Below are 12,690 nucleotides of genomic sequence, written 5' to 3' on the forward strand. Positions count from 1 at the left end.
GCTGATGCCGAGTGGTCGAAAGCTCGTCATCGGGATTCCTTTCCTGTGGCTGTGCCTGTTTTTCCTGTTGCCGTTCTTCCTGGTGATGAAGATCAGCTTCTCGGAAGCGGCGCTGGCCATTCCTCCTTACTCAGAGATCTACACCTTCGCCGAGCAGAAATTTCAGCTATTGCTCAACATCGGCAACTACTCGCTGCTGACCCAGGATGAGCTGTATATCTCGGCCTACTTCGGCTCGTTGAAGGTCGCGTTTTTAAGCACGCTGATGTGCCTGGCGCTCGGTTTCCCGATGGCCTACGCGATCACCAAGGCCAACAAGGAAACGCAAAACGTTCTGCTGTTGCTGATCATGATGCCGACCTGGACCGCGATCCTGATCCGCGTGTATGCGTGGATGGGCATTCTCAGCAACAACGGTTTGCTCAACGGCTTCCTGATGTGGACCGGGCTGACCTCGCACCCGATCGAGATCCTCAACACCAACACCGCTGTGTACATCGGCGTGGTGTATGCATATCTGCCGTTCATGGTTCTGCCGCTGTACGCCAACCTCGTCAAACACGATCAAAGTCTGCTGGAAGCAGCGTCGGACCTGGGGTCGAGCAACTTCAACAACTTCTGGAAAATCACCGTACCGCTGGCCAAGAACGGGATCATCGCTGGCTGCATGCTGGTGTTCATTCCGGTGGTCGGTGAGTTCGTGATTCCGGAACTGCTGGGTGGCCCGGAGACGCTGATGATCGGTCGTGTGCTGTGGCAAGAGTTCTTCAACAACCGCGACTGGCCGGTGGCATCTGCCCTGGCGGTGGTGATGCTGTTGATCCTGATTGTGCCGATTCTGCTGTTCAACCGTAGTCAGGCCAAAGAGATGGAGGGTCGGGGATGAAACGCTTCGGATTTTCAAAGTTCATGCTGATTTTCGGCCTGTCGTTTATCTACCTGCCGATGTTGATTCTGGTGATCTACTCGTTCAACGCCTCGAAACTGGTGACGGTGTGGGGCGGCTGGTCGGTGAAGTGGTACGTCGGCCTGCTCGACAACTCCCAACTGATGGGCTCGGTGGTGCGCTCGCTGGAAATCGCCTGCTACACCGCGATTGCCGCTGTAGCGCTGGGCACGTTGGCGGCGTTTGTGCTGACTCGCGTGACACGCTTCAAGGGCCGTACGTTGTTCGGTGGTTTGGTGACGGCGCCGTTGGTGATGCCGGAAGTGATCACCGGTTTGTCGCTGTTGCTGCTGTTCGTGGCCATGGCGCAGTTGATCGGCTGGCCGATGGAACGTGGCATCTTCACCATCTGGATCGCCCACACCACGTTTTGTGCCGCCTATGTAGCGGTGGTGGTTTCGGCGCGTTTGCGTGAGCTGGACCTGTCCATCGAAGAAGCGGCGATGGATTTGGGCGCGAAGCCGTTCAAGGTGTTTTTCTTGATCACCATTCCGATGATCGCGCCGTCACTGGCGGCCGGCGGCATGATGTCGTTTGCCTTGTCGCTGGATGATTTGGTGTTGGCGAGCTTCGTGTCCGGTCCGGGTTCGACGACCCTGCCGATGGAAGTGTTCTCGGCGGTACGTCTGGGTGTGAAGCCTGAGATCAACGCCGTGGCCAGCCTGATTCTGTTGGCGGTATCGATCGTGACCTTGATGGTCTGGTATTTCAGCCGCCGCGCCGAAGCCACCCGTAAACGCGCGATCCAGGAAGCGATGGACCAGACCGCCAGCGAATCCTGGCAGCAACCAAAAAAGCAAATGGTAGAAGCGACGGCCTAGGCCGTCGCGTTTCACAGCTTTGCGTTTTGATTTGAATAAAGAGAATTGGAGTTGTACCGATGAAAATGTTTGGCAGGACTCTGCTGACACTGTCCTTATTGGGCGCGATCGCCACTGGCGCCCAGGCCAATGACAAGGTACTGCGCGTCTACAACTGGTCGGATTACATCGCCCCGGACACCGTCAAGAAGTTCGAAGACGATACCGGCATCCGCGTGACCTACGATGTGTTCGACAGTAATGAAACCCTTGAGGCACGGCTGCTCGCTGGCAAATCCGGTTACGACATCGTCGTGCCGTCCAACAGTTTCCTGGCTAAGCAGATCAAGGCTGGCGTCTATCAGGAACTGGACAAGTCGAAGCTGCCGAACTGGAAAAACCTCAGCCCGGTCCTGCTGAAAAACGCCTCCGCCAGCGACCCGGATAACGGTCATGCCTTCCCGTACATGTGGGGCTCGATCGGCATCGGCTTTAACCCGGACAAGGTCAAAGAAGTACTCGGCAGCAACGCGCCGACCAACTCCTGGGACTTGCTGTTCAAACCGGAAAACGCTGAAAAACTGAAAGCCTGCGGCATCAGCTTCCTTGATTCGCCGACCGAGATGCTCCCGGCCGCCCTGCACTATCTGGGCTATCCGGTGAACTCTCAGGACAAAGCGCAGATCGCCGAAGCTGAAGCGCTGTTCATGAAAATCCGTCCTTCGGTGGCGTACTTCCATTCGTCGAAATACATCTCGGACCTGGCCAACGGCAACATCTGCGTGGCGGTCGGTTACTCCGGCGATGTGCTGCAAGCCAAGGCTCGGGCCAAGGAAGCCGGTGACACGGTAAAGATCGACTACAGCATTCCGAAAGAAGGTGCCGGCAGTTTTTATGACATGGTCGCCATCCCACGGGACGCGACGAACGTCGAGAACGCCTACCTGTTCATGAACTTCCTGATGCGCCCGGACATCATCGCCGAGATCACCAACAACATCGGCTACAGCAACGCCAACGCGGCCGCGACGCCACTGGTGGATGAAGCGATTCGGGATGATCCGGGTTTGTATCCGTCGCAGGCTGTGATGGCGACGTTGTATGCGATTCCGGACATGCCGATCGGCGTTCAGCGGGTGATGACTCGCGGATGGACGCGGGTGAAGCTCGGCAAGTAATTCACTCAGTACTGATCGTTCCCACGCTCCGCGTGGGAATGCAGCCCGGGACGCTCTGCGTCCCCTCCAGAGCCGAACGCAGAGCGTCCGAGGAGGCATTCCCACGCAGAGCGTGGGAACGATCGGTGTCAAAGATTTCCGTTCACGCAGCGCCTTACCACCGCTGCACTCCTATCTGCAGAACGGCCTCACCTGGCTTCCTCGGTTAAGGTGAATTTGGGCGCCCTCCTCGGGCGCCTTTTTTTATGATGGAACGAGCGGCCACTCGGCCAGCGCTCGGTAGCGGCCCTTATGGGATTCGAACAAGGTGAAGTGATCGGCCCGCAGGTAAAACTCGGGCGGCGTCGCGGACTCAGGCACCGGCACTCGGTAGTCGCGCATCAAGGTCAAATGCGGACGGAATTCCTTGGGTGAATCCTCAAAGCCAAACGGCAGCATTGCCTGCTCCAGGGCATACACCAGACGAAGCAACTCCGGTGATGCCTGCTCAGGCGCGAGCACCAACACCCCTGCCCTGCGCCAGACATCCAGCCGATCAAGCGCAACCCTCAAAGGCATGCCCGGCGTTCGAACATTCGCGGCGGCCGTGCAGATATCGGCAATCTGTGCCACGCCAACCGCGCCCAAAAACATCAACGTCAGGTGAAAGTTTTCCGCCGGCACCGGGCGTCCGCTCCTGAGCCCAAGTGCGCTGCGCCACCGGGCAATGGCCCGACGTTGCTCGGGTGCGCAGTTGAGGGCAAAAAACAGTCGTTTTAACGGCTCACGGGATTCGTCGCTCATACCTGGCACCTCCTGACATCCACGTTATAGTTCATGCAAACGATTCAACTGGAGGGGCCATGCGAGAGATCATCAGCAAGGAACCATGGTGGGCCGTGCCACCGAAACCCGGTCAGGATGAGTCCGAGCTGGAATGGGGTTGGCTGGTTCATTACAACGAAGGTGAGCCGCGCTTCGAGTTCGTCAAAGAGCGGCCGACAGACAGCGAGATTCGTCATCGCAAGAGTTGCAGGACCACCCCGACGCCGGAGTGATCCTGGCGTTAGCTCAGGCTTTGACGATCATTTCGAAACCGCCAAAGATCAACCGCTGGCCATCGAACGGCATCGGGTTGACGTCCTGCTGCATGCGCGGATCAGTCATGAGTTTTTCCATGCCTGCATCGCGGGTGGCTTTGTCCGGCCAGACGATCCAGGAAAACACGACGGTTTCGTCGTCCTTGAGTTTTACCGCCATCGGAAACGAGGTCACTTTGCCGTCAGGTACGTCGTCGCCCCAGCATTCAGCGAGGCTGAGGGCACCGCTTTCCTTGAAAATGGAAGCGGCTGTTTCGGCGTGTTTCTTGAATTTCTCACGGTTGGCGGTGGGTACGGCTGCGATGAAGCCATCAACGTAGGACATGGTCATTCTCCTGCGGGGGGTAGAGGGTCGATCTGCTGGTTAATCGATTCCGTCGGGCCCCAATCGACAGATCCGCTGGCCGAACTGACCGACGGTACTTCAGCGCTCCCCACCAGATTGCCCTCGATCTGCGCCGCCATGTACAACGTCCCGGCCATCACGCCGGTGGTCGGGTTCTGCACCAGCTTTAGCCAGGCCTTGTCGAACGTGTTGCCCAGACTGCTGCGAATCAGTGCCTCGCTGTCCGGCCGGTCGTTGGCCTGAATGATCGCGCGAATACCCGCCACACCCACGGAAATCAAGCCCCCGGCCAATTTGCCCGCGGCAGCGGCCACTGCACTGGCCGCACCTCGCGGGACCATTTCGGCTTCCATCCGCTGGCTCGCGCGCTTGGCCACCGGCGCCATGGCGGTGTCAGTCGAATCCACGCCTCGGTCGCCACCTGCCTTGTGGATCTTGTCGATCAGCGCCGCGTAGGCCGGCAGCGTGTTCAGCGGTTGCGTGTGCACGACCTGATACAGCGAGGCATTCCGGGCGGGCGGCGGGCCCAGGGCAATCGCCGGAATTTTCTGGATACGGCCGTTGAGCTGAGCCATCGGCACGCCGTGGCGCTGGGAGATTCGCTGCAGTTCTTCCTGAAGAATGTCCACATAGAACGCCGCTGCCAGGCCGAGAATCGCGTCGGGATCGATCTCCACCGCGACCGGCGCCAGCACGCGCTGTCGATATTGCTCCAGCAGATAGGCTGCCAGGCGCTTGGCCGAGGCATCCTGCTCGCCCTTGGCGCTGAGGGTGTACCAACTGACCTTCATCGATAGCCATTCCTGGGTCCAGTAGCTGCTGAACCATGGAATGAAGTTCTCTTCGGTCAGTTGATAGACGCGCGTGCGCCAGTAATCCATGGCACCGCGCGCGTAGATTTTGGTCTGCTCGGTGGCCGATTGCGATGCCGCGACAATCTCACGATCCACCCGCTGCCAGGTGCTTTGAGAAATCACTACCGGCGCCACTTCCACCGGGGCAGGCGCAGGCGTGACGCATCCCGCCAACACCACCAACACGGCGACGATCAGCGAACGCAGGTTCAAGATCGCGGTTTCCTACAGACTTGCCCGAACGGAATGTCCGGTACTCAAAGGCCTATTAATTTGAGTATAGGTGTCGGTGTTTGTTCGCTTGGGGTTGAGGGTGTTCTTTAAGAACACCCAAAAAACCGTCCATCACTTATGTCGCCTGACGGCCGTCACGCTGAGCGTATTTTCCTGGTACGTCCTGTCCGAGGAGCGCACGTCATGATGCTGGCGACTGAGCTCGCCTATTCTAACGCCCGCCGGAATCAATACTTCTGAGCAGTTGCCCCAGGCCCTCGGCAAAACAGGTCGGCGTGCTCGGGGAGAAGCACTGAAGCAGGCGGCTGTTGTCGGCGCGCGAATGCTTGATATCACCGGAACGCGGCGCGTCGTAGTTCAACGTCAGGGGCCGCCCGAGGAGTTCACTTAACGCTGCCGCCAGATCGTTAAGACTGGTAGATCGGTTAAACCCGATGTTGACCGGTCCGATGCTCGGTTTTGACGCTTTGACCGCTTGTACCAAGACCTTTACGAGGTCCTCTATGTAGACAAAATCCCTTGTTTGCTCCCCGTCACCGTAAACCGTGATGGGGAGATTTTTTTTGGCCCTTTCGCTGAAAATACTGATGACACCGGAATAAGGCGATGAAGGGTCCTGGCGCGGTCCGTAAATATTGAAAAAACGCAGAATGACCGGTTCGAGGCTGTGCTGGCGTCGATAGAAATCGAGGAAATGTTCGCTGGCCAGTTTGTCGGCGGCATACGGAGTCAGCGGATTCTTGGGCGTGTCCTCGGTAATCGCCATGCCCTCGCCATTATTGCCATAGATCGCCGCACTGGACGCGTAAACCACCCGTCTGACGCCTGTCTGACGCATGGCTTCGCAGATATTCAGCGTACCGACGAAGTTGCTTTGGTGAGTAGCGACCGGGTCTTCGACCGACGCCTGCACCGAGGCCACCGCAGCCAGATGAACCACCGCACTGCAGTCTTTCATCGCCCGCTCCACCGTCGGCGCATCGGCGACATCCCCCACTACCAAGGTCAAATGGCAGCGATCAATCGGCAGATTCGACAATTTGCCAGTAGAAAGATCGTCCAGCACCCGGACGCTATAACCATTTTCAAGCAGTGCTTCGACAAGGTGCGAACCGATGAAACCGGCACCGCCCGTCACAAGAATTCGATCTGCAGTCATGATTTATTTACTCCCCGGTGCGGTGGTGGGTGTTCGATCCATCGCAATGAAGTCCCCTAATTGCTCGATGAGTTCACGGCTGTCACTGAGCATTTGTTGCCAGTCGGTCGGAAAGCGAACATTCAACGGCAGTTGATCAATTCTCCAGCGCGGCGACAGGGGGCGATCAAACCGGGCGGCGACCTGCAAGCCCATTTCGCTGGCAGCGAACGGCCCACGCAACACCGTCGGCGTGCGACCGGCGCTGTCGACGGCCTGGACAACATGGGCCGCCAACCACTCGCCATCGGGCATGCGAACGCGCAACGGCTGACCAATCGCGGCGTAGCTGATGTTCAGCGGTTCGAGATAGATCCACAGCAGGGGCTCTTCCAGCCGCTCAAGGCGCATCAACAACGTACCGGCACCGACATTTTCGCCGGGGGTGACCAATACCTCCGCAACCCGACCGCTCTGCGCAGCCTTGACCGACAACGCGGCGAGGCGCGTTTTCAACCACTGTTGCTCGGCGTTCTGTTGAATAATCTCGCGTTCAACGCTCAACGGCGACTGACGAGCCAGTTGCTCGCGGCGCTCGAACGCCAACAGGTCCGCTTTAAATGCGTCGAGTTCGGACTGGGCGGCCAGCACTTCTCCACGAGAGACGGCGCCTGAAACAACGAGGTCTTCAAGCACCTGCACGCGTTGCTCCGTCCTGCTCACTCGGGTCCTGAGCAACTGACGCTCCCGAGTGTCCAGTTTGGTGTTGGTGGCGGGCACCGTTTTGTTCGGCATCGCGGCGAGCTGCAATAGCCGCGCACGCCATTCGGGATTGTCGAGACTGACCAACGGCTGATCGATCTGGACCTGCTCCCCGGCCATGACGAACAGCTGATCGACCCGACCGGCATCCCGTGCGCGCACCTCAAGAATCGGCAGGCGCAATTGCGCCGGCGCGTCGATCATCAGCATGCCGTAGGTCAGTTTTCCTCCCAGCCAGATCAAGGGGCTCGCGACCAGGAACAAGATCAAATACCAACGCACGCGAAACGCCATGCGCTTGCCCGGAGCGTAGAGCACACTCAAACCCTGTTCCTGAGTGGGGTTCAGTTCTTTACGACTATCGAATCGAATCTTCATGACGGCTCACCGTTTTGGAAAGTCTCGCCAGGCTTGCCAGTCAATGCCGGCAATTCCTCGTGGTTGCAGCTGTTCGCGCCAGGCACGGGTCTGGTGCTGCAACTGCTCAGTCGACGCGCCGGCCCAGGATTCCGTGGCATCCAATTGCGGCTCGGTGCTTTGCGCCAGGCGAAACTGCAGATCGGGCCAGCGTTGAGCGATCTGCTCTGCCATTCGTGCGCTGTTTTGCGGGTTGCGGGTGTAGATCATCAGGCTGACCTGACGCACGCCCGCGTCGGGCAGCGCGCACGGCAGACAGGTTTTTCCGGGTTTTGCCTCGGCGAACCAGCGATGATGGCTGGAAATCTCTACCGGCCAGGGGCTCGCTGCGGAGGCCGCGCGCAAGGTGTCGAGCAAGTCCTTCAAACGCTGATCCGGGACCGGTACGCCCAGCTGCTCGACTTCCAGGTCCAGGTGCAGGCTCGCGAATGAAACCCCCTTCAGCTTCGCCAATAAATCGGTGAGCTGATGGCGTTCCTGCGGCTCGATCCAGGCCGGATCGCCGAGCAACAGGCTGACCTGCACCCCCTCGCCGGCCGCATCCTGCAGCAATTGCTCCAGCCGTTGGCGCGTCGTGACAAGGTCTTTCAACTGGGCGGCCTTGAGGCCAAGGTAGATCTTGTCCATCCCGGCTTTACGCAGTTGCTCAAGCTCCGCTTTACGCTGATCGGGATCGAGCAATGCTTCGCTGTCCCAGACATAACTGGCCTGGGACCATTGGCTCGACTGCACCCCCGGCGCCTGAAGCGGCAGTGGTTGTGCGGCCATTATTGTCGTTGGCAACGACAGCGTCAGGAGCAGAAGTATCGATCGCATATCAAAACCTCGTGGCTCGTTTAAGCACCCACCACGGCGCCATGGAGGTTTCTTCATGGCCCCGACGAAATATCTCGTTGAGCATGGCCACTGCGCTCCAGCACCGCAGAAATAGCATGAACAGCGGAAAGAAAGGCACCAACAACCCCAGGATCATGTCCTTTCGAGGTCGGTCGGACACCATCAACAACAGGGCGCCGAACAACAGTGTGGTGATCATCAGGTACAGCGCGTAGATCAGTGCAAACAGAAACAACAGCGTCTTGCCCGGCAGAATAAATAACGCCAGCAAGGTGTAGCTGAAGATGATGAACGGCAGCACCAGCTGAAAAAAGAAGCCGCTGAGCAGGATCATCAGAAAGGTCGGCCAGCCCAATAAGTTCGGGTTAATGTTGTGGTTGTGCTTTCTGACGTACAGAAAAAACAGGTCGCCATCCCAGCGCAATCGCTGCATCAGAAACTGACTAAGCGTCGACGGTGCATCGGTGTGACCAATCGCTTCCGGCTCGAAGGGAATCCTCAAGTCATGTCGCTTGAAGTAACTTTTGATGCGCAACGTCAGGTCCAGATCCTCTGCGGTGTGCGTGTTCCAGCCACCGATTTTCACCAGAAAGCTGCGGCGGAATGCCCCGAAAGCCCCCGAGACGTTGTTGACCAGGTTCCATTCGGCCAGACCGATTTTCGACATGTGGATGGATAACAGGTATTCCAGCGCCTGCATCGCGGTGACCCAGGAACCCCAGACATTGCGCACACGCAGGCTACCGGCGACCGCAGGCACCGACGGGTCCTCGAAATGGCGCACGATGGAGCTGACCATGTTGTTGTCGAAGGACGTGTCACCATCAAGCGCCATCACGATGTCACCGCTGGCAAGCGACAGCCCTGCGTTCAATGACGACACCCGCCCGCCCCGCTGCCATTTGGCGATCGGGCGCAAATGACGCCTGGGGTACAACTGCGGATCCACCTTAAAACTGCGAACGGCGCTCAGCGTCGGCTGATTCACCGTGGCCCCGTCCACCACCGGAATCATCTCGATGTGGCCGGGGTACGTCTGCTCGCACAGGCTTAGCAGTGTGGTCTGAACATCCATCCCTTCGCTGTAGCAGGTAATGATGCAAGAGACCTTGGGGCGATAGACGCTGATCTTCGGTATACGAGTGCGTCGACGCGTAAACCAGCGCAATACACCCAGCAGCACCATGATCATGAGGGGCAATTCAAAGATCAGAAACAAGGGGAAAAGCATGAAAAACAATCGGCTCAATCCATCCGGCCCCATGAGCGCGCTGAGTGCGTTGAAGAGTTGCTCCATTAAGGGGCTCATGGCGTCTCACACCAACTCACTGGCCAGACGGGCCAGTAGTAATTCGCCATCTTCCTGATCGAGAAGATCGTGGGGCGCCGTGATGCTGACGACACGCAGTGAAATGTCACTGACCTCCGGTGCTGAAAACAACTCGGCGACCCGGCTCAAGCGTTGTTTGACGCTTTCCAGGCCCTTGCCATCGGTATGTGGAAGCATGATCCACAAGTACTCTTCCGTACTTCGAGAGCAGCGGTCGGTTTCCCTGACGGTTTCCTTCAAACGATCGGCCACACTGTCGATGAAGGCATGGCCGTGGTGTTCGCCCAGGCGAGACAACGTACTGGCCAGGTTGATGAAGCGCAGCCCGATCAGTGAGAAGGCAGGCAACGGATAGCGGCGCACGACTTGCATCTGCCAGGTCAGCAGATCATAAAAATCCTTGCCGCCTAACAGAGTGAGTCGACCGAAGTGATGAACCGATTGATCGCCGAACTCCTGGCGGCAGCGGAAACGTCCGGCCTCGGCCAGGCGGAAATCTCTGACCTCGCGTACTCGCAACTTGTCAGGCGTGTGTGACAGGCCGCAGTCCAGGCAGCGAGCCTGCACTTCGGCATCGACAAAAAATGCCTGGCATGACCGACAGCGATAATTCTCCATAGGGCGGTCGTAATCACTGCCGATATGGCGCAGCCGGTTCAAGCAGTTGGGGCACAACAACACCCCGTCTTTGAGAAAGGATTCCTGTGGCCCCACGTGCCCACAGGTAAAGCAGTGCAATGAAGGCTGCCGTGAAATGTCCAGCGCCTGACATTCGGCACACACATCAATGTAATTGAGCCGGCCCGAACCACAGTCCGAACAGAGGCGAACACGATCGACCAGAACCCCCTCTTCCAGCCAGTCCTGCTGCACCATCAAACTGAGCCAGACAAACGAATTGACTTGCTCGTTATCAGCCAGGGCGTCCAGCAACGGATAGCGATAATGCTGAGGCACCTCCGGGTCTCGCAGGGCATAGACGTGGGAGTTGTCGCGCAACCACAACCAGGAAAGCACCCGACTTTCAAAACGCTCGGGGGCGGAGCCCTGATTGAACAGCCGGTAGCGTTCTTGCCATACCCCCCAGAGGGTTTTTATTTCGCTGGATTCGACAGGGCACTCACCGTCACCCAAGGCTTCACACCAGTCATTCTGATCACGGCAACAAAAAATGAGGGTGTAGCGATAAGGGGGAATCGAGCGCAACTTTCGAAGCACCCGCCCGGAATAAGCCGCTGGCAGGTCCAGCAGCAAGACATCAAATGCGGGTGCAGCCAACAAGCTGCCCAAGTCGGCGAAGTGTTCAAGCTCAGGAAGATTCAAGCTTGGAACTTTATTACCGATTATCGCAATCCGTGGAGTTGGAGTCGGCATGTCGCACGGCCTCTGCGGACAGACAAGCGCGGTTAAAAGGAGTTACAAACACTACCACCGCGTCAGAAAAGCGCCAACATTATTGTGAAGTTATTTTTTGATAGGCCGAACGCCACTATTTTGTCATTAACTTATTCGTATTCTGTCTTTAGACACTGCGCTTCAATAAGACCGGAATCCATGACTATAAAAAGTAATAATTGTTAATATTTCAAACACTTACACGCAATTATCAATTAAACCATTACCACTACGCTCACTACTTTTTAAGTACCAGTATGGACAGCGCTGGACGCAGCCAAGACCGCTATCAAATTAATAGGTTCAATGGGTTTTTATATCAAATTCGCCAATCCATATAACAATAACAAAACAACGAAACTGAACAGTTACACGAGTGAAACATGCAGTGTTTCATTAATGAACATTCGCTCAAATCTGACAACTTTTTAATCAGCACAAACATCCCGAAGGCAGCTGCGCAACCAGCGATGCACCGGATCAGCGTCCAGCCGCGGATGCCAAAGCATGGCGACGGTGAACGCCGGCAGAGACAGTGGCAGCGCAAAGCTGTGCATGCCGGTGCGCAGGTTGGCGGTGTGCCGTTCGGGAACGCTGGCGATCAGGTCGGTGGCCCGGGCGAGTGCCAGCGCAGTGGAGAAGCCTGCGACGATTGTTGCAATCTGCCGCTCCAGCTCCAGGGGCTCAAGGGCCTCATCAATGGGCCCCTTGTCGAGCCCGCGCCGAGAGACACTGATGTGGCTGCCCGCCGCATAACGCGCAGGGGTTATCTCGCCCTGGCTGAGTGGATGTCCCCTTCGCACAACGCCAATAAAACGGTCCCGAAACAAGCCCTGCGTGCGCAACTCCGGACCAGCGGCCATCCCCACCACACCCGTTTCCAGATCGACCGTCCCGTCGCGCAGTGACGTGCTGTCTTTGTCGGGTTTGTGCATGAAGCGCAGCCGCGCGCCTGGGGCTTGCTCGGCGACGCGCGCAATCAGGTCCGCGCCAAAATTCTCGACAAAGCCTTCACTGGTGCGCAGCGTGAACGTGCGGCTCAGCTGTTTGAGATCGGGTTGCTCGGCAGGCCGAAGGACCGCTTCGGCGTCCTGCACCAGTTGACTGACCCGCTCGCGCAATTCGAGCGCTCGCGGGGTGGGCACCAGACCACGTCCGGCCCTGACCAACAGCGGATCGCCGGTGGTTTCACGCAGTCGCGCCAGCGCCCGACTCATCGCCGACGGGCTCAGCCGCAAGCGTTTGGCGGCGCGCGCCACGCTGCCTTCGGCGAGCAGCACATCAAGGGTGATCAGCAAGTTGAAATCGGGAGTGGACATGCATCGCCCCGCGGCAGAGTGATATGGCGTTGAACGCACGACTTAAGTGCAAATG

Annotated in this window: 13 protein-coding genes; 4 read left to right on the forward strand and 9 right to left on the reverse strand. The window is 58.0% G+C overall.

Going from position 1 to position 12,690, the window contains the following annotated elements; genetic code table 11:
* Positions 1–4 precede the first annotated feature (4 nt).
* From ACYZT3_RS16090 to ACYZT3_RS16100, 3 genes are read left to right on the forward strand one after another with little or no spacing between them, the layout of a single operon-like run.
* On the forward strand, positions 5–886 hold the full coding sequence (locus ACYZT3_RS16090) for an ABC transporter permease subunit (protein ID WP_282376079.1): 882 nt from the start codon (positions 5–7) through the stop codon (positions 884–886).
* Positions 883–1,767, forward strand: a complete 885-nt coding sequence (locus tag ACYZT3_RS16095; protein WP_462030274.1) for an ABC transporter permease subunit — start codon at positions 883–885, stop codon at positions 1,765–1,767. The genes ACYZT3_RS16090 and ACYZT3_RS16095 overlap by 4 nt, the downstream gene beginning before the upstream one ends.
* A gap of 59 nt (positions 1,768–1,826) precedes the next feature.
* A complete protein-coding gene (locus ACYZT3_RS16100; RefSeq protein WP_462030275.1) occupies positions 1,827–2,924 on the forward strand; it encodes a polyamine ABC transporter substrate-binding protein in 1,098 nt (365 codons plus the stop codon).
* Positions 2,925–3,167: 243 nt separating this feature from the next.
* Here the strand turns inward: ACYZT3_RS16100 and thpR are convergent, their stop codons facing one another.
* Positions 3,168–3,707: an RNA 2',3'-cyclic phosphodiesterase gene (gene thpR / locus ACYZT3_RS16105; RefSeq protein ID WP_282375840.1), complete on the reverse strand. Its 540-nt coding sequence runs from the start codon at positions 3,705–3,707 to the stop codon at positions 3,168–3,170.
* Positions 3,708–3,766: 59 nt separating this feature from the next.
* Here thpR and ACYZT3_RS16110 point away from each other — a divergent pair, with 59 nt between their 5' ends.
* On the forward strand, positions 3,767–3,961 hold the full coding sequence (locus tag ACYZT3_RS16110) for a hypothetical protein (protein ID WP_449643609.1): 195 nt from the start codon (positions 3,767–3,769) through the stop codon (positions 3,959–3,961).
* A gap of 13 nt (positions 3,962–3,974) precedes the next feature.
* Here the strand turns inward: ACYZT3_RS16110 and ACYZT3_RS16115 are convergent, their stop codons facing one another.
* The 8 genes from ACYZT3_RS16115 to ACYZT3_RS16150 all read right to left on the reverse strand — a co-directional run bounded on the left by ACYZT3_RS16115 (position 3,975) and on the right by ACYZT3_RS16150 (position 12,635).
* Positions 3,975–4,328 carry a DUF1428 domain-containing protein gene (locus ACYZT3_RS16115; protein ID WP_462030276.1) on the reverse strand — a complete coding sequence of 118 codons (354 nt, stop codon included), beginning with the start codon at positions 4,326–4,328 and terminating at the stop codon, positions 3,975–3,977.
* Between the two features lie 2 nt (positions 4,329–4,330).
* Positions 4,331–5,416 carry a hypothetical protein gene (locus tag ACYZT3_RS16120; protein ID WP_462030277.1) on the reverse strand — a complete coding sequence of 362 codons (1,086 nt, stop codon included), beginning with the start codon at positions 5,414–5,416 and terminating at the stop codon, positions 4,331–4,333.
* Between the two features lie 232 nt (positions 5,417–5,648).
* Positions 5,649–6,596 (reverse strand): NAD-dependent epimerase/dehydratase family protein, encoded by a 948-nt coding sequence (locus tag ACYZT3_RS16125; RefSeq protein ID WP_462030278.1) that lies wholly within the window; start codon positions 6,594–6,596, stop codon positions 5,649–5,651.
* 3 nt (positions 6,597–6,599) lie between these two features.
* Positions 6,600–7,715 (reverse strand): HlyD family secretion protein, encoded by a 1,116-nt coding sequence (locus ACYZT3_RS16130; RefSeq protein WP_282375850.1) that lies wholly within the window; start codon positions 7,713–7,715, stop codon positions 6,600–6,602.
* A gap of 6 nt (positions 7,716–7,721) precedes the next feature.
* Entirely contained in the window at positions 7,722–8,570 is an 849-nt protein-coding gene (locus tag ACYZT3_RS16135) for a hypothetical protein (RefSeq protein WP_462030279.1), read from the reverse strand.
* A 1-nt stretch (position 8,571) separates the two neighbouring features.
* A complete protein-coding gene (locus ACYZT3_RS16140) occupies positions 8,572–9,900 on the reverse strand; it encodes a glycosyltransferase family 2 protein (RefSeq protein WP_282375852.1) in 1,329 nt (442 codons plus the stop codon).
* Positions 9,901–9,906: 6 nt separating this feature from the next.
* Complete coding sequence (locus ACYZT3_RS16145) at positions 9,907–11,244, reverse strand: TackOD1 domain-containing metal-binding protein (RefSeq protein ID WP_462030280.1); 1,338 nt, start codon at positions 11,242–11,244, stop codon at positions 9,907–9,909.
* A gap of 500 nt (positions 11,245–11,744) precedes the next feature.
* Complete coding sequence (locus ACYZT3_RS16150) at positions 11,745–12,635, reverse strand: LysR family transcriptional regulator (protein ID WP_282375855.1); 891 nt, start codon at positions 12,633–12,635, stop codon at positions 11,745–11,747.
* Between the last annotated feature and the right edge of the window lie 55 nt (positions 12,636–12,690).

It is taken from the genome of Pseudomonas sp. MDT1-16 (assembly GCF_054898115.1).

Excerpts from the sequence above, each read along its gene's own strand:
- ACYZT3_RS16100 (WP_462030275.1), top strand. The coding sequence starts at position 1,827 with ATGAAAATGTTTGGCAGGACTCTGCTGACACTGTCCTTATTGGGCGCG.
- ACYZT3_RS16150 (WP_282375855.1), bottom strand. The coding sequence starts at position 12,635 with ATGTCCACTCCCGATTTCAACTTGCTGATCACCCTTGATGTGCTGCTC.
- ACYZT3_RS16115 (WP_462030276.1), bottom strand. The coding sequence starts at position 4,328 with ATGTCCTACGTTGATGGCTTCATCGCAGCCGTACCCACCGCCAACCGT.
- ACYZT3_RS16130 (WP_282375850.1), bottom strand. The coding sequence starts at position 7,715 with ATGAAGATTCGATTCGATAGTCGTAAAGAACTGAACCCCACTCAGGAA.
- ACYZT3_RS16090 (WP_282376079.1), top strand. The coding sequence starts at position 5 with ATGCCGAGTGGTCGAAAGCTCGTCATCGGGATTCCTTTCCTGTGGCTG.
- ACYZT3_RS16140 (WP_282375852.1), bottom strand. The coding sequence starts at position 9,900 with ATGAGCCCCTTAATGGAGCAACTCTTCAACGCACTCAGCGCGCTCATG.
- ACYZT3_RS16095 (WP_462030274.1), top strand. The coding sequence starts at position 883 with ATGAAACGCTTCGGATTTTCAAAGTTCATGCTGATTTTCGGCCTGTCG.
- ACYZT3_RS16135 (WP_462030279.1), bottom strand. The coding sequence starts at position 8,570 with ATGCGATCGATACTTCTGCTCCTGACGCTGTCGTTGCCAACGACAATA.
- thpR (WP_282375840.1), bottom strand. The coding sequence starts at position 3,707 with ATGAGCGACGAATCCCGTGAGCCGTTAAAACGACTGTTTTTTGCCCTC.
- ACYZT3_RS16110 (WP_449643609.1), top strand. The coding sequence starts at position 3,767 with ATGCGAGAGATCATCAGCAAGGAACCATGGTGGGCCGTGCCACCGAAA.
- ACYZT3_RS16125 (WP_462030278.1), bottom strand. The coding sequence starts at position 6,596 with ATGACTGCAGATCGAATTCTTGTGACGGGCGGTGCCGGTTTCATCGGT.